The following is a 25,551-nucleotide window of genomic DNA, read 5'->3' on the forward strand; positions in this document are numbered from 1 at the left end:
CGCCTATCATGGCAACGCTTGCGCCGGCAGTGCGGTCCTAGAGGTGTTCGGGCAGGACTTCACGGGCCAGGTCGGCGATGCGGCGTTCGTTGGGGAAGGACAGCTTGCGCGCGAGTTCGTGGATGGGAACCCATGCAACGTCCACTGCTTCCTGGTCCGGATCGTTCTCGATGGTCAGCTCGCCTCCGGTGGCCCGCAGGAGGTAATGATGAACCGTTTTATGCACACGGTGGCCGCTGACGGTGAACCAGTAGTCGATGCTTCCCAGCGGTGCGAGGATGTCACCTTCGATGCCGGTCTCTTCGGCAATCTCGCGGACCGCAGCCTGCTCGTTGTTTTCCTTGCCCTCCGGATGACCCTTGGGAAGGCACCACTCCAGGCGCCCGCCGCGGTTAAGGCGGGCGATAATCGCAACCCTCAGTTCGGCGTCGGACGTGTCCACCACGACGCCGCCGGCGGAGACTTCCTCCACCGTAGGCAGCGAGGCCGGCGCCGAATGCTGGGCAGGCGCAACGTGCGCACCGATTGCCGACGGCAACGGTGCGTTTGTCCTCCTGCCTGGAGCGCTCGGTACTGGATGGGCCATGGAGTCCACTCTAACGACTGTTGCCCGTTCGTGATGACCGGAACATGACACCAACATGGACTGCATATGACGCGCTTTGCCGGCCGTGGACGGAATGAGCAGGATCTTGACGGTATTTTGGCCTGCGCTGCCGCTGGTTTCTGACAAGCTTAAGTAACTATGGCGCACGCACATCACAAGACTGAATCCCACACCGTCGATTTCCAGGTGGACCCGGTGGTCCTGGAGCTCGGCCAGCGTTTTGTGGACGCCGGCCACGAGCTGTCGTTGGTGGGCGGCCCGGTGCGTGACCTTTTCCTGGGCAGGACCTCCCCGGACCTGGACTTCACCACGGACGCCACGCCGGACCAGACGGTGGCACTCATCAAGAAGTGGGCGGACAACTACTGGGAGATCGGCCGCGCCTTTGGCACCATCGGGATGCGGAAGGCCGGCTTCCAGATTGAAGTGACCACGTACCGTGCCGAGGCGTACGACCCCGAGTCCCGGAAGCCGGTGGTGGCCTTCGGTTCCTCTTTGACGGATGACCTGCTCCGGCGTGACTTCACCATTAATGCAATGGCCCTGAAACTGCCTTCCCTGGAGCTGGTGGATCCGTTTGGTGGCGTGCGGGACCTGCACGCTTCCATCCTGGCCACGCCGGGGTCCCCTGAAGCGTCCTTCTCGGATGATCCACTGCGGATGATGCGCGCCGCCAGGTTCGCGGCGCAGCTGGGTGTCTCCGTCCACGACGACGTCCGCCAGGCCATGACCCAAATGGCTGAACGGATCACCATCATTTCCGCGGAACGGGTGCGGGACGAACTCACCAAGCTCATTTGCGGTGTTAGGCCGCGGGTGGGCGTTGACCTGCTGGTGGACACCGGCCTGGCCGAATTCGTGCTGCCCGAGGTCTCCGCTCTCCGGCTCGAATCGGATGAGCACCACCGGCACAAGGACGTCTATCAGCATTCGCTTCAGGTTCTGGAACAGGCAGCGGAGCTGGAAACATCCGCTGAAGGCCCCGTGCCATCGCCGGACTTTGTGCTGCGTTTCGCGGCGTTAATGCACGACGTCGGCAAGCCGGCTACGCGCCGCTTCGAAGCGGGCGGCGCGGTCAGCTTCCGTCATCACGACATGGTGGGTGCCAAGCTCACCACCAAGAGGATGAAGGCGCTGAGGTTCGACAACGACACCATCAAGGCCGTAGCCCGCCTGGTGGAGCTCCACATGCGCTTCTACGGCTACGGGGAGGCCGGCTGGAGCGACTCCGCCGTGCGCCGCTACGTGACCGACGCCGGGCCGCTGCTGGAAAGGCTGCACCGGCTGACCCGGTCCGACGTCACCACGCGCAACCAGCGGAAGGCAGAGCGGCTGGCTTTCGCCTATGACGACCTCGAAGCCCGGATCGCGACACTGCGCGAGCAGGAATCGCTGGACGCGGTGCGCCCGGACCTGGACGGTGCCCGGATCATGGCCCTCCTGGAGCTCAAACCCGGCCCCGTGGTGGGCCGGGCCTACAAGTTCCTGCTCAACGAGCGGATGGAGCACGGTCCCCTGCCCACCGAAGAAGCGGAGGCGAGGCTGTTCCGCTGGTGGGCGGAACAGCCCGAGGCTGCACCTGCTGGAACCGAGGATGGAACGCCTCCTGCCGCCGTCGACCTTTCCTCCAAGGAGTCCAAGTGACCAATCCTGCCCTTGCCCCCCGGCCCCAGCTCTGGATCCTCCGCCACGGCGAGACCGAGTGGTCCAAAAGCGGGCAGTACACCGGACTCACTGATTTGCCCCTCACTGTTGAAGGTGAACAGCAGGCAGTGGAGGCACGCAAGGTACTGGACCCGGTCGATTTTGATCTGGTGCTGACGTCTCCTCTGCGGCGGGCGCGCCGGACTGCGGAACTCGCCGGTTTCCCTGACGCGCAGCACGAGCCGCTCGCCGTGGAATGGAACTACGGCGACTACGAGGGCATCAGCTCGGACCTGATCCGCAAGGACAACCCCGATTACCTGATCTGGACCCACGGCGTTCCCAACGGCGAAACCCTGGACGAAGTGGCCGCGAGGGCGGACAAAATTATTGGACGCGTACTGGAATCGGGAATGGACAACGTCCTCATTGTGGCGCACGGACACTTCTCCCGGATCCTCACCGCCCGTTGGCTGGAATTGCCTCCTACTGAGGGACGCCACTTTATTCTCGGAACCGCGAAAGTGTGCACCCTGGGCTGGGATAAGAGGACTCCGGCAATTGTCCGGTGGGGTCTTTGATAGTTACTTGCCAGTTTTATTGGAAAAAATGTTTTCGAATTAGCTAGCCGCGGACTCTAATCATGGTGTACTTTTATTCCTGACCCCAGAGCGTTTCGCCGGGGTCATGGCGACCGTTGGCAGGCATGTCAGCCGCAGCAACGGCAGAGCAGAAAAGGAGGTTGGGAACAATGATTACTTTGACTAGCGGACGGAAGACGACCATCACCGCTGCCCCGGCCTCTGATGCTTTTGCGCGCCCGAATACAGGGCTCCTCGGCGCCTAGCCTTTGTCTCTGCCGTCGGCGTGACCGGTGCTGACGCTTTGGCTTCTCCGGGTGCCGGTGCGGGCGTCATAAACGTTCCCCGGGATAACCGTGCCATTCCTTAGCCGAACGGCGCGCCTTTAACTCAACCGGCTGCCGTTGCGCCTTTGCATTGCATTTCCCTTATTTATATCTGCGCGCCCTTTTCCGGGCCTTTCCTGCCCTGGTCCGCCGAATTTTGAGGTGGAAATTGAGGGCCTAATTGCCGCGCCCAGTTTCCGGGACTGTCAGTTTCGACAAGGAGGTGACCACAATGATCAAAAAGCTTCAACAACTTCTGTCTCCTTCACGCCGGAGACGCAGCAGCCGCTGGCAATTCAACCGCCCGCTGCTGGAGAAGCAGCGGGAAGACGTATTCCTCCTGATGCACCAACAACTGGGCGGCATGCGCTAGCCACTCGTCCCTCCTTCAGGAAAAGTTATGTTGCACCTCAATGCCGTGCCGGAGCCCACGCGGCAACGCGTGGGCTCCCGTATGCCCTCTCCCCGCTGGTGCCCGGCTGCGGCGGTAAGCTCGATGCCATGCAGGAGACCCAGCCGCCGGAGCATCGAGGTCGGTCCCGCCTGGTAGTTCCCAGCCGAAGTGATGTCCTGCTGCGCAACTTCACCGAAGTCATCGGCGGCCCCCTCGGATCAAGGGCAGCCCCGGGCATCGTCTCCCCCGGCATTTTCACCGTGGAACGCGTACTGATACTCCTCACAGTCCTGGCGGCCGTTACGGGAATCCTGGTCAAAGGGTATTGCCGTGCCAACGGCTGGGAGTCTCCCACGCAGTTCTACGCCACCTGCTATTCCGACTTTCCCGAGCTCTTTCGGAACCGTGGACTGGCCGAGGGAACATTTCCCGTCCTTGGCACCGGGAGCCAGTTTGAGTACCCGGTCCTGACTGCACTGATCGCGGGGCTAACGGCATGGCTCGTTCCAGGGACCGGGATCTCGGATGCGAGTGTGCTCGCCTACTTCGACATCAATGTTGCGCTTCTGGCCGCCGTCACCGTAGTCACGGTCCTGGCTACCGCCCGGATGACCAGCCGCCGTCCCTGGGATGCCGCCATGGTGGCCCTGGCCCCGGGGATCGTATTGGCCGGCACCATCAACTGGGACCTTTGGGCTGTCGCCCTGCTCGCCCTGGGAATGTACTTTTTCTCGCGGCAACGGCTGGTGCTTGCCGGGGTCTTCATCGGGCTGGGCACAGCCACGAAGCTGTATCCGCTGCTGGTTCTCGGCGCGATCCTGCTGTTGGCCCTCCGGACCGCCCGGTTCCGCCCCTTCCTGGTGACAGCGGGCGCTGCCGCTGCCTCGTGGCTGGCCGTCAACCTGCCCTTCGCGGCTGCCAACCCCTCCGGCTGGGCCTACTTCTTCCAGTTCAGCGCAGAGCGCGATGCCGGGTACAGCTCGCCCTGGTTCGCCTACAACCTGGTGGCGGACCGGCTGCGGTGGACGGAACTCAGCCCGGCCGCCGTCGACCTCTTGTCCCTTGGCCTTTTCCTGCTGTCCTGCACGGCCATCACAGCCGTTGCCCTGACTGCCACCCGGCGCCCCCGGCTGGCCCAGCTGGCCTTCCTCATCGTGGCGGCCTTCATCCTTACCAGCAAGGTCTACTCCCCGCAGTTCGTGGTGTGGCTGATCCCCCTCCTGGCGCTGGCGCGGCCGAGGTGGCGTGACTTTCTGATCTGGCAGGGAATCGAAGGCCTGCACTGGGCAGCAGTGTGGATGTACCTTGGACAGGTGACCAGCGCAGGCTCTTCCCAGCACAACCTGGATATGCCCTACTACGTCCTCGCCGTGGCCGCGCACATGGCTGCGGTGGGCTACCTCATGCTGCGCGTGACCTGGGATATCTACAACCCGGATTACGACCCCATCCGGCGGCATCACCTGGATGACCCCCACAGCGGCCCCTTCACCGGGGCGCCCGACTGGCTCCGGGTGAACCCCCGGGCCCGATCAAACTCCATCATGCCCTGGAAGGTCGGTACCAATGCCTGACGTGGCGGTAGTCGGTGCCGGACCCAACGGACTTGCAGCAGCAGCGGTGATGGCGCGCGCCGGGCTCTCGGTGGAGCTCTTCGAGGCCGGCAAAACCATCGGCGGCGGCACACGCACCAGCGAACTAATGCAGCCAGGACACTTCCACGACATCTGCTCGGCCGTCCATCCGATGGCTGTGGCCTCGCCGTTCTTTAAGGCTTTTGAACTGTCCCGCCGGATAAACCTCATCACCCCTGACCTGTCCTATGGATCCCCCCTGGACGGCGGCCGGGCGGCCCTGGCCTTCCGGTCCCTGGACAAGACAGCCGCCGGACTGGGCCGCGACGGTGCTGCGTACCGTCGGCTGATGGCACCCCTCGTCGACCGTGTGGACGACGTTATGGACTTCACCCAGAACCAGCTCCTCCGTATCCCCCGCAATCCCATCGCGGCCGGAATCTTCGGCCTGCGGACGCTGGAGCAGGGAAGCGGCGTGTGGAACGCCCGGTTCAAGGAGGAATCAGCCCCGGCGCTGCTCGCCGGAGTGGCCGCCCATGCCATTTCGCATCAGCCATCCCTGGCCGCTTCCGGTGCCGGGCTGATGCTCGGGGCACTCGGACATGCGGGAGGCTGGCCTATCCCCGAAGGCGGCTCAGCTGCCATAGCCGCCGCGATGGCCGAGGACCTTGTTGCACACGGCGGTGTTATCCATACGGATGCCCCGATCGACCGGCTGGAAGATCTTCCCGCCACCCGCGCAACTTTGTTGAATGTCGCTCCCCAAGGGCTGCTGAACATGGCCGGTAACGCCCTGCCCGGGCGTTACCGCGGTGCTTTGGAATCCTTCAGGTACGGAAATGGCTCGTGCAAGGTGGACTTCATCCTCTCGGGACCCGTGCCGTGGGCTGCAAAAGAATTGGCTGACGCCGGTACCGTCCACCTGGGCGGTACGCGGGCAGAAGTGGCACGTTCGGAAAACGAAGTAAACGCCGGCAAACACCCGGAACGCCCTTACGTCCTGGTGGCCCAACAATCCCGCTTCGACTCCGGGCGGGCGCCGGCCGGACACCACACCCTGTGGGCCTACTGCCACGTTCCCACGGGGTCCACCAGGGACATGACGGAAGCCGTAACGGCGCAGGTGGAGCGCTTCGCGCCAGGGTTCCGGGACCTGGTAGTGGAGTCCAAGGCCATCACGGCTGCGGGGCTGGCAAAGTACAACCGGAATTATGTCGGCGGGGACTTCAGCGCGGGCACCATGGACTTGCTGAACCTGGTTCAAAGGCCTGTCGTATCCCCGGTCCCATGGCGGACCCCGTTGCGCGGCGTCTACCTTTGTTCTTCCTCCACGCCGCCAGGGCCTGGTGTTACCGGCATGCCCGGCTATCACGCGGCGAAGTATGCCCTTCGGGACATGTTTGGCCTGTCCGTCCCCGCACTGGGACTGGCCGCAACCTAGCCTCCTGTCATCCAGCGCACGCGGTGCGAAATGTGCCAAATCGACCGTGAAAGCAGGGGATAATGGCGCAATGGGGATATCAACAAAACTTTCTTTAGGCATCGCTGCCGTCATTCTCGGAACATCGCTGGTTGCCTGCGACGACGGCAGGAGCGGCGCTGAAGCGGCCGCGGGGCAGTTGGCTACCGCAGTCTCCGGACTCGATGTGGGCTCCGTGCCGTTCGACGGCAAGGAATCAGCGGCTGCAAACGACCAGCTGAAAAAAGTCTTTGCGGCGCTGGATCCGCAGAAGCCCGCCGTCCAGGCGGGCGAGCTGGCCCTCGACGGCGACAACGCTTCCGCACCCCTGAACTACACCTGGAACTTCGGCGGCGCCGAGTGGAAGTACACCGTCTCCGCCAAATTCAAGAAGTCCGGGGACAAGTGGCTCACGGTCTGGGATCCCGCCACCCTGGCACCGGACCTTGCCGACAGCGAGATTTTGACCAAGGGTTCCCAATCGCCCCCGCGGGCAGATATTTTTGGTGCGGGCGACGTTCCCCTTGTGACTTACCGCCCCGTGGTGAACGTCGGCATTGACAAGCCCCAGCTGGGAGGCTCGGATCCCGCTGCTTCCGCCACCAAGCTTGCTGCGCTCGTAGGCGTGGACCCGGCGGCGTACGTCCAGCAGGTACAGGCCTCCGGTGCCGAAGCCTTTGTCTCCGCGATCACCCTGCGCGAAGAAGGCCGCACCATCACGAATGAGCAGATCGCAGCGATTCCCGGAGCCCGCGCCATTCCCGATACGGTGCCCTTGGCTCCCAGCCGCACGTTTGCGCGTGCCGTGCTGGGCTCGGTGGGCGAGGCCACAGCGGAGCAAATTGAAGCCTCAGAAGGCGAACTGACAGCGGGTGATGTCACCGGCGTCGGCGGCCTCCAGCAGCAGTATGACGACCAGCTGCGGGGGACGGACGCCGTCGTCATCCGTGCCCAGCGCGCCGACCTGACCAGGGAAGATATCCAGGCCGCCGCAACGGATCCCCGCCGCGTGCTCTTCGAGGTGAAGCCAACGCCCGGAACGCCGCTGAAAACGACCCTGGACCCAAAGCTGCAGTCGCTGGCCGAGAGCACCCTGGAAGGTGTGGACCCGGCCTCCGCCATCGTTGCGCTCCGCCCCTCTACCGGCGCGGTCCTGGTGGCCGCCTCCGGGCCGGGAAGCAACGGCTACAACACCGCGATGCTGGGCCAGTACGCTCCCGGCTCCATTTTCAAGATGGTGGACTCGCTGGCAATGTTCCGCAATGGCATGACCCCCGAGTCGAAGGTCGAGTGCACGCCCACGTTGACGGTGGACGGGCGGAAGTTCAAGAACGCCGAGGGGTACCCGGAGGATTCCTTGGGTTCGGTGACGCTCCGCGATGCCTTCGCACACTCCTGCAATACGGCCTTTATCGCCGCGCGCGACACGGTCTCGCAAAGCCAGCTTGAATCAGCCGCGATGGCGATGGGCCTTGCCGTCGAAGCACCGACCCTCGGCGCAGCCGCCTTCCTGGGTTCCGTCCCCGGCGAGGCCGCCGGAACAGAACACGCTGCCTCGATGATCGGCCAGGGCAAGGTGCTGCTGTCACCCTTGGCGGCTGCCATGATGGCCGGCTCCGTGGCCAAGGGCGCGCCGGTTGCCCCGCAGCTGGTCTTGAATCCCGACGGCGGGGCCGCCGCTGAGGGAACAACCAGCGGTTCCACAGCCCCCGCTGCGCAGCCGTCTGCCACGGCTTCTGCCGAGGCGCCGTCACAGGCGTCCGATAACCCGATCACCGCTGACGAGGCAGCGTCCCTGGCGGACATGATGCGGGCCGTGGTGACGTCGGGCCACGCGGGCTTCCTGTCCAGCGTCCCGGGCGCTCCCGTGGGAGCCAAGACCGGGACCGCCGAGTTCGGCAACGCGAATCCGCCGAAGACCCACGCCTGGATTGTTGCGGTGCACGGTGACCTCGCCGTCGCCGTGTTTGTTGAGGACGGCGGCCTGGGTGCCACAACGTCGGGCCCGCTGCTGCAGAAGTTCTTGACAGCCGCGCGGTAACTTCCGGAAAAAGTCCAGCGGGTGCGCCGTGGGAAGATGGAGTACGTGGCCCATATTGACGTTTCCGGTATCGATTACTTCCTCTCCGACGGCACCCAGCTGCTCAATGGGGTGACCTTCAAGGTTCCGGACGGCACCAAAACCGCCCTGATTGGCCCCAACGGAACCGGCAAAACCACGTTGTTCCGGATCATCGCCGGGGACCTGGTTCCCGATGAAGGCGTGATCGGGCGCTCCGGCAACATGGGCATCATGCGCCAGTTTGTGGGACAGGTCCGCGACGGGTCCACTGTCCGCGACCTGCTGGTGTCCGCCGCCCCGCCCGCCCTGGCCGCAGCGGCCCGCGAAGTGGACGACGCCGAGCTGGCTATGGTGGAGGACGACGACGAACCCAGCCAAATGCGCTACGCCCAGGCCATCGTGGACTGGGGAGACGCAGGAGGATACGACGTCGAGACTGTCTGGGACGAAGTATGCATGGCCGCGCTGGGACTTCCCTTTGACCGAGCGCAGCACCGTCCGGCGTCGACCCTCTCCGGCGGGGAGCAGAAGCGGCTTGTGCTGGAGGCGCTTTTTGCCGGACCCGACGACCTGCTGCTGCTGGATGAACCGGACAACTACCTGGACGTGCCCGGCAAGCGCTGGCTCGAGGACAAACTGAACGAATCGAAGAAGACCGTTTTCTTCATCAGCCACGACCGCGAACTGCTGAACAACGCCGCAGGGCGCATCGTTACGCTGGAACCGGGCATCAACGGCGCCGGTGCCTGGATCCACGGCGGCGGGTTCGGTTCGTACGTGGAGGCGCGGGCGGACCGGAACGCGCGCTTCGAGGAACTGCGCAAGCGGTGGGACGAGGAGCACATCAAGCTCAAGGAACTCGTCAACATGTACAAAAACAAGGCCGCATTCCGCTCCGACATGGCCAACAGGTACCACGCGGCCCAGACCCGCCTCGCGAAGTTCCTTGAGATCGGACCGCCCGAGGCGCTGCCCATCGAGCAGAACGTGCAGATGCGGCTCAAAGGCGGACGGACTGCCAAGCGCGCCATTGTTGCCGAGAAACTCGAACTCACCGGACTGATGAAGCCGTTCTCCACCGAGGTGTGGTTTGGCGACCGTGTGGGTGTCCTGGGATCCAACGGCTCTGGTAAATCCCACTTCCTGCGGCTGCTCGCCACCGGCGGGACCGACCCGGAACGCGAGCACCTGCCGGTGTCCGACGTCGAGATTGCCGAAGTGCCGCACGAGGGCACCGTTAAACTCGGCGCAAGGATCCGTCCAGGCTTCTTTGCCCAGACGCACGTCCGGCCGGACCTGCTCGGAAAGACGCTGCTGGAAATCCTGCACCGCGGCGACGAACACCGGTCCGGCCTGGGCCGGGAGGCAGCAGCCGGTGCTCTGGATGGCTACGGGCTGGCAGCCCAGTCCGAGCAGAAGTACGAGTCCCTGTCCGGCGGCCAGCAGGCCCGCTTCCAGATCCTGCTCCTGCAGCTCAGCGGCGCCACCCTGCTGCTTTTGGACGAGCCCACGGACAACCTGGACCTGCACTCAGCTGAGGCGTTGGAGCGGGCCATCGACCACTTCGAGGGGACCGTCCTGGCCGTGACGCACGACCGCTGGTTCGCGCGGACCTTCGACCGCTTCCTGGTGTTCGGTTCAGACGGCAAGGTGTACGAGTCAGACGGGCCGGTGTGGGACGAGAAACGCGTGGTTCGCACACGCTGACGCGTTGTGGCAGTACTGGCTGAATAGGACAACTCTGTGAAAGTAGTGAATGTATGAGCATAAATACCGGAACGGAACAGCATGCCGGCTTAAAGGCAGCGGCCGCAGCCACGTTCGTTGTCTTCGGCATCAACGGTTTGGTGTTCGCCAGTTGGGCAGCCCGGATCCCCGCAGTTACCGACACCCTGGAGATCACCTCCGGCCAGATGGGCACCCTGCTGCTCTGCACCGCCGTCGGTTCACTGCTCGCCCTGCCTACGGCCGGTTGGGTGGTGGGCAGGATCGGCACGGCCAACACCGTGCGCTTTGGCGGACTGCTGGCCTCGGCGGCCGGTGTGGGCATCGCGCTCTCCCTGGCCGCGGCGTCCATTCCGGGCACGGCCATCGCCCTGTTCTTCTTTGGCATAGCGATCGGCCTCTGGGATGTGTCCCAGAACATTGAAGGGGCCGACGTCGAGCACAAGCTTCGGCGCACCATCATGCCCCAGTTCCACGCGGCCTTCAGCGGCGGCGCCTTTGTGGGTGCCCTCATCGGCGCAGGACTGTCCAACCTCGGGGTCGGACTGCCGGTGCACCTGCTGGTCATCGCGGGCATCGTGCTGCTGGTGACGATGACCGTTCCGCGATACTTCCTTCCGCACATCACGGCACTTGTGCCCGCGGATGGGGAGCCGAAAGCCGCCAAGGGCCCCTCGGCCTGGCGGGACGGCAGGACCTTGCTCATCGGCGTTGTTGTCCTCGGAGCCACCCTGACCGAGGGCGCAGGCAATGACTGGATCGCCAAGGCATCCGTTGACGGCCTGGGCACCTCCGAATCGACCGGCGCCCTGATGTTCGCCCTCTTTGTCCTGGCCATGACAGCCATGCGATTCCTCGGCGGCCGTGTCATCGACCAGTACGGCCGCGTCGCCGTCCTCCGCGCCAGCATGGCAGCAGCCGCCGCCGGCCTTTGCCTCTTCGTCTTGGCCGGGAACGTGTGGCTCGCCGCGGTGGGGGCCGCGCTCTGGGGCGTAGGCGCTGCCTTGGCCTTCCCCATGGGAATGTCCGCTGCTGCCGACGATCCCCGGCACGCAGCAGCGAGGGTCTCCGTGGTCTCCACCCTCGGATACATCTCATTCCTGGCCGGCCCGCCCCTGCTGGGATACCTGGGCGACCTCACCGGGATCCACCTCGCGCTGCTGGCAATCCTTGCCCCCATCCTCCTCGCTCTCCTGCTCGCCGGCGCGGCCAAACCGCTGAAGGTCAAGTAGGCGGCACAGCCGGAAGGAGGGCTGGCGAGCCGTTGACGAGGCGGTAGCCAGGCACACCGGCGGCGGTATGGTGAGGGCATGCAGAGGAAGTGGCATAAGGGCCATCGCTGGATCAGCCGTACGGACAGATACCTTGTACGGCATGTATCAAGGCTGCCGGGCGGGAACCATGATGACTTCTTCCGGCGGCTCTCTGCTGCGGGGAACCACGGAAAACTTTGGATGGGCGTGGCCGCCGTCCTCGCCACCATCCCCGGCTGGCCACGACGCGCGGCACTTCACGGACTGATTGCGCAGGCGGTGGCCTCCGCTGTTACCAACGGAATATTCAAGACCCTGCTGCCCCGGGCCCGCCCGCTGCCCGAACACCTGCCCGTATTCCGGTTTGTGCATCCACAGCCCCGGAGCTCGTCCATGCCGTCGGGCCATTCAGCTTCGGCTGTGGCGTTCGCCGTAGGGGCAGGGCTGGTCAAGCCCGCTTTGGGTGCTGCATTGGCCCCGGCAGCGCTGGGAGTGGCGTACTCCCGCGTTCATACGGGCGCACATTGGCCCTCGGACGTGGTGTTCGGGTCAGTCCTTGGAGCCGGCGCCGCTCTGGTGACACGTCGGTGGTGGCCTGTCCGTCCGCCCATTCCGCACGCAGCCAGGACCTGGACCACGGCGCCTCAACTGCCCCGCGGAAAGGGGCTGTCGATTGTGGTCAACACTCTGGGTGGTTCCTTTACGGAAGAGACAGCTGCCGCGCTGCTGCAGGTATTCCCCGAGGCGTATATAAAGACAGTGCAGCCGGAGGATGACCTGCTGGAGGCAATCAGCCACACGGCGGACCTTCATGGAACCCGGGCACTGGGGGTGTGGGGTGGCGATGGAACAGTGGGAGCTGCCGCGGCTGCCGCCGTCGAGCGGTCACTGCCGCTGTTGGTCCTGCCCGGCGGAACCCTCAACCACTTTGCCCGCGACGCCGGAACGGGGGGCCTCAAGGAAGCCCTGACAGCGGCGTCGAGAGGTGAAGCTGCTTTGGCCGACGTCGGGACCGTTACGGTTGAACGCGGCCTCGCCGGGAAGCCTCAAACCGCGGAAGTGATCATGCTCAACACTTCGAGTGTGGGTTTGTATCCCGATTTTGTCCGGCGGCGTGAACAATTGCGGCCGGCACTCGGAAAACCCCTCGCCGGCGTCGTGGCCATGTTCCGGACGTTCGCTGCGGGCACTCCCACCGCCCTGACGGTGGACGGCAGGCTGCACAAGGTATGGATCGCCTACGTGGGACGGGGCCGCTACTTTCCCCGCGACCACGCCCCGCTGCTGCGCCCGTTGCTGGACGACGGCGTCCTGGACGTCCGCATGATCACGGCAGACGAGTCCTTCGCCCGGCTGCGGCTGCTGTGGTCCGTGCTGACAGGCACGGTGACCACTTCACGTATCACCCACCTGTCGGAGGCAAAGGAGGTACGAATCGCAGCAGGCGGATCACCGATGGCACTGGCCGTCGACGGCGAGGCGCTGGCCGGGGTCCGCAGCGTGGCCTACCGGGTCCTGCCCCGGGCCCTCACCTACTACTCCCCCCGCCCCTGATGGAGATCGTCCGTGACGAAATTCCCCCGCGGCCTTGACCGAATTCTTACCTGACGGTGTGACCGGGGATCATCCAGGGGGACTACCCCGGTTCACCCCTGAATCATCCCTGAGACCGGCGGAAACAGGGCCGGGCATCGGTAGCGTGGTGGATACCCAAGCGTCCCGAAACATCTGCCGCAGCCACGCGCTGCCGTCCGAAGGAACAATCAATGATTGAGGCAACAGGCCTGACCAAGGTCTACGGCGGAAAAACCGCCGTGGCAGGGGTCAGCTTTACCGTCCAAGCAGGGCAGGTCACGGGTTTCCTGGGCCCGAACGGCGCCGGCAAGTCCACCACGATGCGCATGATCATGGGGTTGGACCGGCCGACGTCGGGCTCCGTTACCGTCAACGGGCGGCCCTACGCGGAGCACAAAGCGCCGCTGCACGAGGTGGGCGCGCTGCTGGACGCCAAGGCCGTACACACCAGCCGCAGTGCCTACAACCATCTGCTCGCCATGGCCGCCACGCACAACATTCCCAAAGCGAGGGTCCGGGAAGTCATCGAAATGACCGGACTGGAAGCGGTGGCCCGCAAGAAGGCCGGCGGTTTCTCGCTGGGCATGGGCCAGCGGCTGGGAATCGCTGCGGCACTGCTGGGTGACCCGCAGACGCTGATCCTGGACGAGCCCGTCAACGGCCTGGACCCGGAGGGTGTCCTGTGGGTCCGCAACCTGGTCCGGTACCTCGCCAACCAGGGCAAAACGATCTTCCTCTCCTCGCACCTGATGAGCGAAATGGCACAGACCGCGGACCACCTGATCGTGATCGGCCGCGGGCGGATCATTGCCGATGCCCCCGTCAAGGAGATCATCGCCGGAACCCGGCAGGCCAGGACCATGGTCCGCACCAGCGCGGCCCTGCAGCTGTCTGCCCTGCTGGCCGGCGACGGCGTCACGGTGGACCAGAGCGAGCCCGAAACCCTCGAAGTGGCTGGCATGGATTCCCGCCGGATCGCCCAGGTGGCCCTGGACAACGGCATCCTGCTCTACGAGCTCACCCCGCAGCTCTCCTCCCTGGAAGACGCGTACTTCGACCTCACCAAGGACGAAGTGGAATACCACTCGCACCTGACCGGCGAACCGGCAGTGGCAGGAAAGTAAGGACGATGAGCACCATGACTGATACCCGCACGGCGCCCACCCGTTCCTCTGCCGGCTCGAAAGGCGTCACCTTTGGCGGCGTCCTCCGGTCCGAATGGATCAAGCTGTGGTCGCTGATGTCCACCCGCATCCTGCTGCTGCTGACACTGGCCGCCATCATCGGAATCGGCGCGCTGGCAGTACTGATCCGCTACACCTACCTCGATGAGATGGTCCGCAGCGCCAGGGACCAGGGCCAGACGATGACCCCCGAAATGCTCGAGGCATCCTTCCCCCCGGGCTCCGGCTTTGACCTCTACAACCTGCCCAACGCAGGCCTCCAGATCGGCATCCTGATCCTCGGATCACTGGCAGTCCTCTTTATGTCCTCTGAATACGCCACCGGAATGATCCGTTCCACCATGAACGCCGTCCCGCGGCGCACCCCGGCCTTTGTGGCCAAAGCGATCATCCTTGCGGTCATCTCCTACGTGATCACCACCATCGCCGGAGTAGCTACCTTCCTGATCGCCATGCCGGTATTCCAGGGAATGGGCTTCGACCTCGACTGGTCCACCGACGGCGTGCTGTACAGCATCTTCACCGGCGGCCTTTACGTAGCCGGCGTTGCCCTGATCGGCCTCTCACTGGGAACCCTGCTGCGCAACTCCGCCGGCGGCATCACGGTCCTGGTGGCGATGTTCTTTGTCCTGTCCATCGCCGCCGGCTTCATGACCCTCATCCCCGGTGAATTCTGGAAGTACGTTCCGCAGTACATCCCCAGCGAGGCCGGCGGACGGTTCCTGTCGATCGGCCACACCGACGGCGTGATTGATCCCTGGCACGGCGGCCTGATCTTTCTGGGCTACGTGCTGCTGTTCCTGGTTCCGGCAATGATCGTGTTGAAGAAGCGCGACGTCTGACCGGGCAGGACCAAGAATAGGGACCATGACAGAAACGGCGGTGGGAAGGGACGCGCCGGCCGGACAGGCCGACGCGTCCTTTGCCGAGCTCACGGCCAGGCGCAGGGGACTTCTCCGCCGCTACCTGCACCGGCACCCCCGCGTTATGGACGCCCTGGTGGCCCTCAGTTACTGCCTGCTGGTTGCGCCCACGGTCGCGGACGCCGTCAGGTCCGGCAATTGGCTTGCCATCGCCCTGCTGGCGGCGGTGGCCGCGGCGCTTTTCCTTCGCCGTTCCCACCCGGTGGGCCTTGTTGCCTTTGTTGCAGTGGCTGAGGTGGCCGTGACGCTCGTGCACCCGTGGGGTTCCAACGTTTCGGCCGGCCTCTGGTTCTCGCTGTATGCGGTGGCAGTGGCGCATACCCGCCGCTTTGCGCTCATCACCATGGCCGTGGCCACGGCGCCGCTGGCACTCCTTTACCTCCTTGCGGCCGTCGGGCCGATGGAGAACTCCTTCGTGCACGACACGGGGGTGGACCCCGGGGACTTCCACCTGCTGACCAGCATCGCCACCGGGGCCACCATCACCCTCTCCAACTTCATTGCCACGGGCATCGGCATCTCTGTCCGGCAGCGGCGGGAACACGAACAGGAAGTGGCCGCCTGGGCGGCGCGGACAGCCCGCCTCGCCTCAGTGAACGAACGGAACCGGATCGCCCGGGAGATGCACGACGTCGTGGCCCACTCGCTGACGGTGATGATCAGTCTCTCTGACGGCGCCGCCGTCGTGGTCCGGAAAAGTCCGGAACGTGCCGGTGAGGTCCTTGGCGAACTGTCCCGGACCGGCCGGACGGCCCTTGGCGACATGCGGCGGGTCCTCGGTGTCCTCCGCGATGATGCGGGAGCCGCGGCGCCGCCGCCGCTCGCTGCGGGGGACAGCCTGTCCAAGCTGCTGGAGGGGTTCCGCACCGCAGGCTTGCCCCTGCACTATTCCCACACCGGCCCGGCATTGCCCGATGACGCCGCGTTCCAGCTCACCGTGTACAGGATCGTCCAGGAATCGTTGACCAATGTGCTCCGCTACGGGCGTTCGCTGGGACGGGTAGACGTCTCGATCGTCCGAAATGGTTCTTCGGTCACCATTGACGTGCTCGACGACGGGGCGGGAGTCCCGGGAGTTCCCGCCCCTGACAGCACTGCGGGCCATTCTCCGGTGCCCGGCTCGTACGGCACCAGCCAGGGAATCACCGGAATGTCAGAGCGCGCCCGGATCTATGCCGGATCCGTCGAAGCCGGCCGCAGCGGGCGCGGCTGGCGGGTGCACGCAGTCCTTAGTTGGCCTGGCGATGACGTTTCCGAACCCCTCCGTCCCTACGAATTCCAAGGCAAAGCATGATCAACAATCCGGCCATTCGCGTCCTGCTGGTGGACGACCAGCCGCTGCTCCGCATGGGCTTCCGGCTCATCCTTGAGGGCGAGGATGACCTGCGGATCGTGGGCGAAGCCTCAAACGGCGCCGAAGCCGTCCGCCAGGTCCGTGAACTGGACCCCGATGTTGTGCTGATGGACGTCCGGATGCCGGTGCTGGACGGCATTGAAGCGACGCGCGCCATCACGGAGTCCGGGGCCTGCTCCCGGATCATCATTCTGACCACCTTCGACGTGGATGAGTATGCGTTCGCAGGCCTCCAGGCAGGCGCGTCGGCATTCCTGCTTAAGGACGCGGCGCCGTCGGAACTGATCAATGCCGTCCGGCTGGTGGCCAGCGGCGACGCCGTGGTGGCGCCCCGGATCACCCAGCGGTTGCTGGAAACCTACGTCCGGGGTGCGAACAAGCCGGCACCCGCGGCCACTGCGCCCGATCCGCTCCTGGCCGACCTGACGCCCAGGGAGACAGAGATGCTGCAGGCCATGGCGGAGGGGCTTTCCAACGCAGAGATCGCGCACCGCTACTTCCTGTCCGAGGCCACGGTGAAGACGCACGTCCGGCGCATCCTTACCAAGCTCCATCTCCGCGACCGTGTCCAGGCTGTGGTCTACGCCTACGAAACCGGCCTGGTGGTTCCCAGCAACCCGGACTACTGACTCACCCCGCTCGCCACGATGACGGGATCAGCCGCGGCGGGCTACACGGCGGGGCTGAACGTCACCATCTAGACTCGGGAGCATGCCTTCTTCTTCCTCCGCCGCAGACCATATCCAGGACCTTGGCGCCTACGTCAGCGCATCACCGTCGAGCTTTCACGCGGTGCACGAAGCAGGCCGCCGGCTGGTGGAGGCGGGGTTTGTCCGCCTGGATGAGCTGGAGCCCTGGGAGGGCGGCGCCGGTGCGTTTTTTATCATCCGTGACGGCGCCCTGATCGCCTGGGTGGTCCCCGAGGGGGCCGGACCCACCACCGGGTTCAACATCCTGGGGGCGCATACCGATTCGCCGTCCTTCAAACTCAAGCCCAAGCCCACTATCGGCGCGCACGGTTGGCTGCAGGCGGGAGTGGAGGTGTACGGCGGGCCGTTGCTCAACTCCTGGCTGGACCGGGAGCTGCAGCTCGCCGGGCGGCTGGTCATGCTGGACGGCGCCGAGCACCTGACGGCCACCGGTCCCATGCTCCGCTTCCCGCAGCTGGCCATCCACCTGGACCGGGCGGTCAATGACGGCCTGACGCTGGACAAGCAGCGCCATATGAACCCGGTGTGGGGACTGGGGAGTCCCGGTGATTTTGACTTGCTCGCTGTGCTGGCTTCACACGTTCCCGGCGCTTCCGTGGATCCTGCCCGGATCGGCGGGTACGACGTCGTCATTGCAGACACGCAGGCCCCTGCCGTTTTCGGAGGGAACGGGGAGTTCTTCGCGTCCGGGAGGTTGGATAACCTTTCCGCCACCCATGCGGGGCTGGTGGCGCTGATCGGGCATGCTTCGTCTGCTGTTCCTGGTTCCGGCGGCGCCGGCGCGCCGATCGCTGTGCTGGCCGCCTTCGATCACGAGGAGATCGGCTCCAACTCGCGTTCGGGGGCCTGCGGACCCATCCTTGAGGATGCACTGGTGCGCATCTCTGACGGCCTTGGAGCTACGGCGAGCCAGCGGCGGCAGGCGCTGTCGGCGTCGTTCTGTGTATCTGCCGACGCCGGCCATGCGGTCCACCCGAACTATGCAGAGCGGCACGACCCCGCCAACCACCCGGTGCTCAACGGCGGCCCGCTGCTGAAAATCAACGCGAACCAGCGGTATGCCACGGACGCGGCGGGTGCGGCTTTGTGGGCGCGGCTCTCTCACGAAGCGGGGGTGCCGTACCAGGAGTTCGTGTCCAACAACGCGATCCCCTGCGGCTCCACGATCGGCCCGCTGACTGCGACCCGCCTGGGCATCCGGACGGTGGACGTGGGTGTTCCGCTGCTTTCCATGCACTCTGCCCGGGAGCTCTGCGGGGTTGAAGATCCGCGGCGTTTGGCTGCGGTGACGGAGCTGTTTTTCCGGACGGCTTTGTAGGGCGCGCTGCTTAAGTTTCCGCGGGATTTCCGCGATGCCTGGCAGGAATCATCTGGTTCGCCGTCTGCCTCTAAAATGGAAACCCGCCCGCTCTGCTGTGCTTGAGTTTGTGCTTCTGCACAGTCCCGACGGCCCATGGCCGGTTTAGGGTGGGAGAAACCTGTGACCCATCGCACTGGATGCTGCGTCCCCGGCGCCGGGCCTTGCCCGCGCCACTTGATGCCATCCATTCCCAGAGAACTAAGGACGGCGCACCATGCCCGCTGACCAGCAATTAGCCAAGTCGCTCAAACCGCGGCACCTGTCCATGATCGCGATAGCCGGCGTCATCGGCGCCGGGCTGTTCGTTGGTTCCGGCGCGGCCATTCAGCAAGCCGGCCCTGGAATCCTGCTGGCCTACATGGCCGCCGGCGTCGTGGTGATCCTCGTGATGCGCATGCTCGGCGAGATGGCTGCGGCCAACCCCGAGACGGGCTCCTTCTCCACGTACGCCGACAAGGCCCTGGGCCGTTGGGCCGGGTTCAGCATCGGCTGGCTTTACGCCTGGTTCTGGATCATCGTGCTCGGCATCGAAGCAACCGCCGGCGCCGCGATCATGCACCGCTGGGTTCCCGGGATCGACCAATGGGTCTGGGCGCTGATCCTGATGATCCTGCTCACCCTCACCAACCTGGGCTCCGTCAAGTCCTACGGGGAGTTCGAGTTCTGGTTCGCCTCCATCAAGGTCGCCGCAATCGTGCTGTTCCTGCTGTTCGGTGTGGCCGCCATCGTGGGGCTCGTGCCCGGCGTACCTGCGCCCGGATTGAGCAACCTGGTGGAGAACGGCGGCTTCCTGCCCAACGGGCCGGGGGCAGTGCTGGCGGGCATCCTGGTGGTGGTCTTCTCCTTCTTCGGCGCCGAAATCGCCACCATCGCAGCCGGTGAATCCGAGAACCCGGTGGACGCCGTCAAGAAGGCCGTGAAGTCCACTGTGTGGCGCATCCTGGTGTTCTACATTGGCTCCATCGCCATCGTTGTCACACTCCTGCCGTGGAACGACGCGAACGTCGCCAAAAGCCCTTACGTGGCCGTGATCGAGCTCTTCGGAATCCCCGGAGCGGGCACCATCATGGACATCGTCGTCCTCACCTCCGTGCTGTCCTGCCTGAACTCCGGCCTCTACACCGCCAGCCGCATGCTCTTCTCCCTGTCCCGCCGCGGCGACGCCCCCGCATCCTGGACGAAAATCTCAAAGCGCGGGGTGCCGGCTGCTGCCGTGCTCGCCTCCACCGTGGTGGGGTTCCTCACCGTGGGCCTGAACTACATCGCACCGGACACCGTCTTCCTGTTCCTCGTCAACACCTCCGGGGCCATCGCCCTCTTCGTGTGGCTGGTCATTGCCGCCTCCCAGCTGGTCCTGCGCAAGCGCATGGGCGCTGCCGCCAAGGACCTCGCCCTGAAGATGTGGCTTTTTCCCTACCTGACGTGGGTGGCCATCGCCAGCATCGTGGCCTTGCTGATCGGCATGGTGATCCTGGAGTCCACCCGCGAGTCCCTGTTCCTTTCGCTTGGCCTGGCGGCCCTGGTGGTGGGAATCGGCATATGGCGCTACCGCAGGACCGGTCCTGGCGCTGCGGCCGAGGGCGACGCTGGACGCGACGACGTCCCCGTGGGTGCCGGCCCGGCGTCGTAGGCCTCTGGAGGGGTTTTCCACATAGCCGCATCCGTGCTGCCGTTCGGGCAACCATGGCCCATAGCCTTGAGTCAAGCGCGAATCGCCATACCGGTCCAAATGCACTAAGATATTGAAGTCTGTGCTGCGTCCTGCCTCCGTTCCGGCGGCGGGGCATTGCACGGCATCGCAAATGAACCTCCTGTTACGGAAATGCCGTAACCGCTTAGCCCAAAGGAGGTGGGTTCACATATGCGTCCTTACGAATTGATGGTAATCATCGACCCCGAGGTCGAAGAGCGTACCGTTGAGCCGTCGCTTCAGAAGTTCCTGAACGTCATCACCAACGATGGTGGAACCATCGAAAAGGTTGACATCTGGGGCCGTCGCCGGCTGGCTTACGACATCAAGAAGAAGTCCGAAGGTATCTACGCCGTGGTGAACTTCACCGCCAAGCCGGAAACCGCCAAGGAACTTGACCGCCAGCTGTCTCTTAACGAGACCATCATGCGCACCAAGATCACCCGCCCCGAAGAGCAGAAGGTTGTCGCTGAGTAACTTCAGCCCAATTTTCATTCTTTACCCCGCAGGAAACGCACTCTTCACCCAGGATCGAACAAGGAGGCAGTAGATGGCAGGCGAGACCACCATTACGGTCATCGGTAATCTCACCAATGACCCGGAATTGCGGTTCACACCGTCCGGTTCGGCAGTAGCGAACTTCACCATCGCTTCCACCCCCCGCACCTTTGATCGCCAGTCCAACGAGTGGAAGGACGGGGAAACCCTGTTCCTCCGCGCAGCTGTGTGGCGTGAAGCGGCCGAGAACGTCGCCGAGTCCCTGACCAAGGGCATGCGTGTGATTGTTACCGGGCGCCTGAAGAGCCGTTCCTACGAAACCAAAGAAGGCGAAAAGCGTACCGTCATCGAGCTTGAGGTCGACGAAATCGGCCCGAGCCTGCGCTACGCCAATGCCAAAGTCAACCGCACCCAGCGCTCCGGCGGTGGGGGTGCCGGAAACGGCAGTCAGGGTGGCTTCGGCGGCGGCAACAGCGGCGGTGGCTTCGGAGGAGGCAACGCTGGTGGAAACCAGGGCGGCAACTCCGGCGGCGGTTGGGGCGGCGGCAACCAGCAGGCTGCACAGGACGATCCCTGGGCAACGCCCGGTGTCTCCAGTGCAGGTGGCTGGGGCAACGGCCCCGATTCCGAACCTCCCTTCTAACAACTAATTAAGGCCCGACGCCGGGACCACCGAATGTGCCGCAAGGTACCAGGGTGACTGCCGCCGCCGGACCACCACCATCCCGTGGATCAATATCCACGGGCTCCCTAGAATAGGAGCTCCACGATGGCTAAGGCTGAACTCCGTAAGCCCAAACCAAAGTCCAACCCCTTGAAGGCCGCTGACATCACTGTCATCGACTACAAGGACGTAGCATTGCTGCGCAAGTTCATCTCCGACCGCGGAAAGATCCGCGCCCGTCGCGTCACTGGCGTTACGGTGCAGGAACAGCGCAAGATCGCACAGGCAATCAAGAACGCCCGCGAAGTTGCCCTGCTGCCTTACTCCGGCGCTGGCCGCGGCTAAGGAAGGGATTAACTAACATGGCAAAGCTCATTCTGACCCACGAAGTAACCGGTCTCGGTGCTGCTGGCGATGTTGTAGAGGTCAAGGACGGTTACGCACGTAACTACCTGCTCCCCCGCAACTTCGCCCTGACCTGGTCGAAGGGTGGCGAGAAGCAGGTTGAGTCCATCAAGGCTGCCCGCGCCGCCCGCGAGCACGCTTCCCTGGAAGACGCTCAGAAGCAGGCTGCTGCACTCTCCGCCAAGCCGGTCAAGCTCGTTGTCAAGGCTGGCGAGACCGGACGCCTGTTCGGCACCGTCAAGCAGGGCGACGTCGCCGACGCTGTTGAGGCCGCTGGCCTTGGCCGCATCGACAAGCGCAAGGTTGAACTGCCCGCACACATCAAGTCGGTTGGTTCCTACCAGGCCAACGTCCGTCTGCACGACGACGTTGCTGCTGTGATCGAACTCGACGTAGTGGCAGGCAAGTAGTCTTCACGGCTACGCATTCCTGAACTGCTCAAGAGACCCCCGTTGCCGGATTCCGGCGGCGGGGGTCTTTTGTCTGCACGCCACCCTCGCGGGACGCTCAGGGACGGTGCAGTTCCGCCATGACATGCTCGTAGCCGGTCCGTATCATCTCCGTGAGCACCGTGCGGTCCACGTCCTCCAGCTTGTTGATGTAAAGGCAGGCAGCCCCGGTCTTGTGCTTGCCCAGCTCGGGGAGCAGCCGGTCAGCGTCCGGGCCGTACGTCAGGCCGTAGAGTGCCAGATTGGCCTTGCGGGGTGAAAAGCCGACGGCGGCTGCGTCCCCCTCCCGCCCGCTGCCGTACCGGTAGTGGTAGCTGCCGAAACCAATAATCGTCGGTCCCCACATCACCGGCTCCTGACCCGTGATGCCGCGCATCAGCTCGAGCAGCTCAATGCTGTCCGCCTGCCGCCCAGGGTGCTCCACCGCCCCCAGGAACTCCGCTACGGGCACACTTGTGGGCTGGGTCTTGTTCTCGGCCATGGACGTAGTGTCGCAGAACAGCTGCTTGCCTGCCAGCACCGGTGATAGCATGCAGCGGTGAGTTCACCTTCCCCGCGCAGCCGCCCCTTCCATCAGGTTGATGTCTTTTCCCGCGAGGCATACCGCGGCAACCCGCTCGCAGTCGTCGTCGACGCCGAGGGACTGACCGCGGAGCAGATGCAGCAGTTCGCCAACTGGACCAACTTGTCCGAAACAACATTCCTGCTGCCCCCCACGGACCCGCGCGCGGACTACCGGGTTCGGATTTTCACGGGCAGTGAGGAGTTTGCGTTCGCCGGGCATCCCACACTTGGTTCGGCCCACACCTGGCTGGAGTCCGGGGGTGTGCCCAAAGCCGAAGGCTTCGTAATGCAGGAATGCGGGGCCGGTTTGGTCCGGGTGAAGCACGACGACGGCCGGCTGGCCTTCGCGGCCCCGCCCCTTACCCGCTTCGGTCCGGCCGAGGGGGAGCTTCGAAGCCAACTGGCCGCCGGTCTCCGTGTTCCCGAATCCGACATTCTTGATGCCTCCTGGCTGGTCAACGGACCGGAGTGGATTGGCGTGCTGCTCGGGTCTGCTGACCAGGTGCTGGCGATCGAGCCGGACTTTGCGGCGATGGGCGAATTGAAGGTGGGAGTCGTCGGAGCCCACAGGCCGGGGGCCGAGGCGGACTTTGAGGTGCGCACATTCCTCCCCGGTGATTCCATCATGGAGGACCCGGTCACCGGTAGTTTCAACGCCGGGGTGGCGCAGTGGCTGATCAACAGCAACAGGGCCCCGGGCCAGTACGTCGCGGCCCAGGGAACGGTCCTGGGCCGGGCCGGCCGCGTCCACGTCACGACCGAAGACGGTGATATCTGGGTAGGGGGACACTCCACCACGTGCATTCGGGGAACTGTACTGCTGTAAAAGCGGAAATGGGAATACCCGGGGAGCCCGCCCGGTTCAGTAGGTAGATGCATATGCATGTACGCTGGAACGAACGAGCAACAGGAGAACGCCATGGAGACCCGCCGCATCACAGTCCTTTCCGCCGGACTCGGCGTACCGTCGTCGAGCCGCCTGCTGGCTGACCAGCTGGCCGCATCCGCCGAGCGGGAACTAAGCGCCGCAGGCTTCAGCGTGCAGGTGGACGTAGTCGAACTCCGCGATCTGGCAGTGGACATCGCCAACAACTTTGTCACCGGCTATGCGGCCCCCCGCCTGGCTGAGGTCATCGCGGGCGTGGAAGCTTCGGACGGAATCATCGCTGTAACGCCGGTCTTCAGCGCCTCCTACAGCGGCCTCTTCAAGTCGTTCATCGACGTCCTCGACCCCAAGTCACTTGACGGCAAAGCGGTGCTGCTCGGCGCCACCGGCGGCACGGACCGCCACCAAATGGTCCTGGACTACGCCATGCGGCCGCTGTTCAGCTACCTCCGCACACGGATGGCCGCCACCGGCGTCTTCGCCGGCCCCCAGGACTGGGGCACCACGGACGACGGCGGCTCCGGCCTGACCGAGCGGATCAACCGGGCTGCAGGCGAATTTGCGCGCCTGCTTGAAGGGCCGCAGCCTGGGCGGAAGCCGGCCCCGATGGAGTCCCGGCCCTTCGAACAGCTGCTGGCGGGCATTTCGGGAATGCCGTAGGCCGGCCGCGCCGAACTTTCGGACAATGCCGGACGTTGTGTGGGCATGAAATGTCCTGTGGATTCCGTGGAACTGATGATGACCGAACGCAGCGGAGTGGAGATCGACTACTGCCCCCAATGCCGGGGCGTGTGGCTTGACCGCGGGGAGCTGGACAAGATTCTGGACCGCGCGGCAGATATGTCCGGTCCCGCACCCGCACGTCCCTCAACCCCGGCTCCCGGGCTGGCGCCCCCGCCGCTGTATCCCAACTTCGAACCGCGCCGCGAGCAGCGCAGCTACGACGACCGCCGCTACGGCAAGCAGGACTATGACCGGGACCATGACCGGCGGCGGTCCAAAAAGAAGGAAGGCTGGCTGGGCGAGATTTTCGACTTCTAGGCCTGGTATCCGGGGCGCCGTGCCCTTTGGAAGGGGCAGCTCTTCAGGCGTCAGTCGTCCAGCAGTTCGATGAATTCCCGCGCCTGCTTCAAAGTGATGTCCGAGTGCCGCGTCAGGGCGGTTGCTGCAGCTTCGGTGTCCCCGCTCCGGGCCAGCGTGCGGATCCTGCCGTAGATCTCGTCATTGAGCATGTTGCTGCTGACTTCCCGGGTCACGTCGCCCTTGCTGGCGATGGCGCGGTAACGGTAAGGGAAACGCTGCGGCTCTTCGTCCTCGTCGTCCTCAATGGTGGCTGGCGGAGCCTCCGCGCCCCGGTAGGGCTGCGGATGGGCTGCCAGCGCCCCGACGGCGTCCCGGGACGCCCGCAGGCCCTCTCCCGTGCTCTCGTAGTACAGCTTGATGGCCGCCATTGCCTGGCCCTGGGCGATCAGGGCATAAAGCCGGCGGTGCTCTTCCTCGGAAAGTTTGGCCGCGGCTGTCCGCGCGAGCTCAGCGGGGGTCACGGCCGGCTCCGCCGGTTCGGCGCTGCGGGCGGCCTTCCGCCTGCTGATGGCGCGGGCAGCCAGCGTTACTCCTGCAATGACTGCCAGGAGGATAAGGACGGGGGCCACAAGCGATTCCAT

25 protein-coding genes are annotated in these 25,551 nt (G+C 64.9%); 22 read left to right on the forward strand and 3 right to left on the reverse strand.

Translation table 11 applies throughout. The features are described from left to right. Positions 1 to 37: 37 nt before the first annotated feature. On the reverse strand, positions 38 to 538 hold the full coding sequence (locus tag QFZ70_RS17995) for an NUDIX hydrolase (protein ID WP_163165305.1): 501 nt from the start codon (positions 536 to 538) through the stop codon (positions 38 to 40). Positions 539 to 745: 207 nt separating this feature from the next. Between QFZ70_RS17995 and QFZ70_RS18000 the strand changes: the two genes are divergently transcribed. From QFZ70_RS18000 to rplI, 19 genes are all read left to right on the forward strand, one after another. Continuing rightward, positions 746 to 2,251, forward strand: coding sequence for a CCA tRNA nucleotidyltransferase (locus tag QFZ70_RS18000; protein WP_307097555.1), 1,506 nt, complete (start codon positions 746 to 748; stop codon positions 2,249 to 2,251). After that, positions 2,248 to 2,832, forward strand: a complete 585-nt coding sequence (locus QFZ70_RS18005; protein WP_163164999.1) for a histidine phosphatase family protein — start codon at positions 2,248 to 2,250, stop codon at positions 2,830 to 2,832. The genes QFZ70_RS18000 and QFZ70_RS18005 overlap by 4 nt, the downstream gene beginning before the upstream one ends. A 558-nt stretch (positions 2,833 to 3,390) precedes the next feature. Further along, on the forward strand, positions 3,391 to 3,531 hold the full coding sequence (locus QFZ70_RS18010) for a hypothetical protein (protein WP_307097558.1): 141 nt from the start codon (positions 3,391 to 3,393) through the stop codon (positions 3,529 to 3,531). Between the two features lie 128 nt (positions 3,532 to 3,659). Beyond that, on the forward strand, positions 3,660 to 5,126 hold the full coding sequence (locus QFZ70_RS18015) for a glycosyltransferase family 87 protein (RefSeq protein ID WP_307097559.1): 1,467 nt from the start codon (positions 3,660 to 3,662) through the stop codon (positions 5,124 to 5,126). Then, positions 5,119 to 6,567, forward strand: coding sequence for an NAD(P)/FAD-dependent oxidoreductase (locus tag QFZ70_RS18020; RefSeq protein WP_307097560.1), 1,449 nt, complete (start codon positions 5,119 to 5,121; stop codon positions 6,565 to 6,567). The genes QFZ70_RS18015 and QFZ70_RS18020 overlap by 8 nt, the downstream gene beginning before the upstream one ends. A 70-nt stretch (positions 6,568 to 6,637) precedes the next feature. Next, positions 6,638 to 8,626, forward strand: a complete 1,989-nt coding sequence (locus tag QFZ70_RS18025; RefSeq protein ID WP_307097561.1) for a penicillin-binding transpeptidase domain-containing protein — start codon at positions 6,638 to 6,640, stop codon at positions 8,624 to 8,626. 45 nt (positions 8,627 to 8,671) lie between these two features. Continuing rightward, entirely contained in the window at positions 8,672 to 10,354 is a 1,683-nt protein-coding gene (locus tag QFZ70_RS18030; RefSeq protein ID WP_307097938.1) for an ABC-F family ATP-binding cassette domain-containing protein, read from the forward strand. 53 nt (positions 10,355 to 10,407) lie between these two features. Continuing rightward, positions 10,408 to 11,604, forward strand: coding sequence for an MFS transporter (locus QFZ70_RS18035; protein ID WP_307097563.1), 1,197 nt, complete (start codon positions 10,408 to 10,410; stop codon positions 11,602 to 11,604). A gap of 78 nt (positions 11,605 to 11,682) precedes the next feature. Beyond that, entirely contained in the window at positions 11,683 to 13,179 is a 1,497-nt protein-coding gene (locus QFZ70_RS18040; protein WP_307097565.1) for a bifunctional phosphatase PAP2/diacylglycerol kinase family protein, read from the forward strand. Between the two features lie 212 nt (positions 13,180 to 13,391). Beyond that, positions 13,392 to 14,324: an ABC transporter ATP-binding protein gene (locus QFZ70_RS18045; protein WP_307097567.1), complete on the forward strand. Its 933-nt coding sequence runs from the start codon at positions 13,392 to 13,394 to the stop codon at positions 14,322 to 14,324. A 14-nt stretch (positions 14,325 to 14,338) separates the two neighbouring features. Next, a complete protein-coding gene (locus QFZ70_RS18050; RefSeq protein WP_307097569.1) occupies positions 14,339 to 15,226 on the forward strand; it encodes an ABC transporter permease in 888 nt (295 codons plus the stop codon). A 25-nt stretch (positions 15,227 to 15,251) separates the two neighbouring features. Then, positions 15,252 to 16,601 carry a sensor histidine kinase gene (locus QFZ70_RS18055; protein WP_307097571.1) on the forward strand — a complete coding sequence of 450 codons (1,350 nt, stop codon included), beginning with the start codon at positions 15,252 to 15,254 and terminating at the stop codon, positions 16,599 to 16,601. Further along, complete coding sequence (locus QFZ70_RS18060) at positions 16,598 to 17,290, forward strand: response regulator transcription factor (protein ID WP_307097572.1); 693 nt, start codon at positions 16,598 to 16,600, stop codon at positions 17,288 to 17,290. Before QFZ70_RS18055 ends, QFZ70_RS18060 begins: the two co-directional genes overlap by 4 nt. An 82-nt stretch (positions 17,291 to 17,372) precedes the next feature. Further along, on the forward strand, positions 17,373 to 18,689 hold the full coding sequence (locus tag QFZ70_RS18065; RefSeq protein ID WP_307097574.1) for a M18 family aminopeptidase: 1,317 nt from the start codon (positions 17,373 to 17,375) through the stop codon (positions 18,687 to 18,689). A 256-nt stretch (positions 18,690 to 18,945) separates the two neighbouring features. After that, a complete protein-coding gene (locus QFZ70_RS18070; protein WP_307097575.1) occupies positions 18,946 to 20,361 on the forward strand; it encodes an amino acid permease in 1,416 nt (471 codons plus the stop codon). A gap of 231 nt (positions 20,362 to 20,592) precedes the next feature. Further along, the gene (gene rpsF / locus QFZ70_RS18075; protein WP_015939036.1) at positions 20,593 to 20,898 is read left to right on the forward strand and encodes a 30S ribosomal protein S6; all 306 of its coding nucleotides are present in this window, start codon (positions 20,593 to 20,595) and stop codon (positions 20,896 to 20,898) included. A gap of 73 nt (positions 20,899 to 20,971) precedes the next feature. Beyond that, positions 20,972 to 21,562, forward strand: coding sequence for a single-stranded DNA-binding protein (locus tag QFZ70_RS18080; RefSeq protein WP_307097576.1), 591 nt, complete (start codon positions 20,972 to 20,974; stop codon positions 21,560 to 21,562). Positions 21,563 to 21,688: 126 nt separating this feature from the next. Beyond that, entirely contained in the window at positions 21,689 to 21,928 is a 240-nt protein-coding gene (rpsR, locus tag QFZ70_RS18085) for a 30S ribosomal protein S18 (protein ID WP_003800144.1), read from the forward strand. A 17-nt stretch (positions 21,929 to 21,945) separates the two neighbouring features. Next, the gene (gene rplI, locus QFZ70_RS18090; protein WP_050057159.1) at positions 21,946 to 22,398 is read left to right on the forward strand and encodes a 50S ribosomal protein L9; all 453 of its coding nucleotides are present in this window, start codon (positions 21,946 to 21,948) and stop codon (positions 22,396 to 22,398) included. Between the two features lie 97 nt (positions 22,399 to 22,495). Here the strand turns inward: rplI and QFZ70_RS18095 are convergent, their stop codons facing one another. Next, complete coding sequence (locus QFZ70_RS18095; RefSeq protein ID WP_307097577.1) at positions 22,496 to 22,918, reverse strand: DUF1801 domain-containing protein; 423 nt, start codon at positions 22,916 to 22,918, stop codon at positions 22,496 to 22,498. Positions 22,919 to 22,975: 57 nt separating this feature from the next. Between QFZ70_RS18095 and QFZ70_RS18100 the strand changes: the two genes are divergently transcribed. The 3 genes from QFZ70_RS18100 (at position 22,976) to QFZ70_RS18110 (ending at position 24,928) form a co-directional block, all read left to right on the forward strand. Beyond that, positions 22,976 to 23,827: a PhzF family phenazine biosynthesis protein gene (locus QFZ70_RS18100; RefSeq protein ID WP_307097578.1), complete on the forward strand. Its 852-nt coding sequence runs from the start codon at positions 22,976 to 22,978 to the stop codon at positions 23,825 to 23,827. Between the two features lie 93 nt (positions 23,828 to 23,920). Further along, positions 23,921 to 24,547 (forward strand): FMN reductase, encoded by a 627-nt coding sequence (locus QFZ70_RS18105; protein ID WP_307097939.1) that lies wholly within the window; start codon positions 23,921 to 23,923, stop codon positions 24,545 to 24,547. 57 nt (positions 24,548 to 24,604) lie between these two features. After that, positions 24,605 to 24,928, forward strand: coding sequence for a zf-TFIIB domain-containing protein (locus QFZ70_RS18110; RefSeq protein ID WP_307097580.1), 324 nt, complete (start codon positions 24,605 to 24,607; stop codon positions 24,926 to 24,928). Positions 24,929 to 24,978: 50 nt separating this feature from the next. Here the strand turns inward: QFZ70_RS18110 and QFZ70_RS18115 are convergent, their stop codons facing one another. Continuing rightward, complete coding sequence (locus QFZ70_RS18115; protein ID WP_307097581.1) at positions 24,979 to 25,551, reverse strand: hypothetical protein; 573 nt, start codon at positions 25,549 to 25,551, stop codon at positions 24,979 to 24,981.

This window comes from Arthrobacter sp. V1I9, assembly GCF_030817075.1.
Classification (GTDB): domain Bacteria; phylum Actinomycetota; class Actinomycetes; order Actinomycetales; family Micrococcaceae; genus Arthrobacter.

Coding starts and splice junctions, on each gene's coding strand:
- QFZ70_RS18115 (WP_307097581.1), bottom strand. CDS start 25,551: ATGGAATCGCTTGTGGCCCCCGTCCTTATCCTCCTGGCAGTCATTGCA.
- QFZ70_RS18020 (WP_307097560.1), top strand. CDS start 5,119: ATGCCTGACGTGGCGGTAGTCGGTGCCGGACCCAACGGACTTGCAGCA.
- QFZ70_RS18065 (WP_307097574.1), top strand. CDS start 17,373: ATGCCTTCTTCTTCCTCCGCCGCAGACCATATCCAGGACCTTGGCGCC.
- QFZ70_RS18105 (WP_307097939.1), top strand. CDS start 23,921: ATGGAGACCCGCCGCATCACAGTCCTTTCCGCCGGACTCGGCGTACCG.
- QFZ70_RS18070 (WP_307097575.1), top strand. CDS start 18,946: ATGCCCGCTGACCAGCAATTAGCCAAGTCGCTCAAACCGCGGCACCTG.
- rpsF (WP_015939036.1), top strand. CDS start 20,593: ATGCGTCCTTACGAATTGATGGTAATCATCGACCCCGAGGTCGAAGAG.
- QFZ70_RS18040 (WP_307097565.1), top strand. CDS start 11,683: ATGCAGAGGAAGTGGCATAAGGGCCATCGCTGGATCAGCCGTACGGAC.
- QFZ70_RS18015 (WP_307097559.1), top strand. CDS start 3,660: ATGCAGGAGACCCAGCCGCCGGAGCATCGAGGTCGGTCCCGCCTGGTA.
- rpsR (WP_003800144.1), top strand. CDS start 21,689: ATGGCTAAGGCTGAACTCCGTAAGCCCAAACCAAAGTCCAACCCCTTG.
- QFZ70_RS18095 (WP_307097577.1), bottom strand. CDS start 22,918: ATGGCCGAGAACAAGACCCAGCCCACAAGTGTGCCCGTAGCGGAGTTC.
- QFZ70_RS18045 (WP_307097567.1), top strand. CDS start 13,392: ATGATTGAGGCAACAGGCCTGACCAAGGTCTACGGCGGAAAAACCGCC.
- rplI (WP_050057159.1), top strand. CDS start 21,946: ATGGCAAAGCTCATTCTGACCCACGAAGTAACCGGTCTCGGTGCTGCT.
- QFZ70_RS18000 (WP_307097555.1), top strand. CDS start 746: ATGGCGCACGCACATCACAAGACTGAATCCCACACCGTCGATTTCCAG.
- QFZ70_RS18025 (WP_307097561.1), top strand. CDS start 6,638: ATGGGGATATCAACAAAACTTTCTTTAGGCATCGCTGCCGTCATTCTC.
- QFZ70_RS18060 (WP_307097572.1), top strand. CDS start 16,598: ATGATCAACAATCCGGCCATTCGCGTCCTGCTGGTGGACGACCAGCCG.
- QFZ70_RS18010 (WP_307097558.1), top strand. CDS start 3,391: ATGATCAAAAAGCTTCAACAACTTCTGTCTCCTTCACGCCGGAGACGC.
- QFZ70_RS18035 (WP_307097563.1), top strand. CDS start 10,408: ATGAGCATAAATACCGGAACGGAACAGCATGCCGGCTTAAAGGCAGCG.
- QFZ70_RS18055 (WP_307097571.1), top strand. CDS start 15,252: ATGACAGAAACGGCGGTGGGAAGGGACGCGCCGGCCGGACAGGCCGAC.
- QFZ70_RS18050 (WP_307097569.1), top strand. CDS start 14,339: ATGACTGATACCCGCACGGCGCCCACCCGTTCCTCTGCCGGCTCGAAA.
- QFZ70_RS18080 (WP_307097576.1), top strand. CDS start 20,972: ATGGCAGGCGAGACCACCATTACGGTCATCGGTAATCTCACCAATGAC.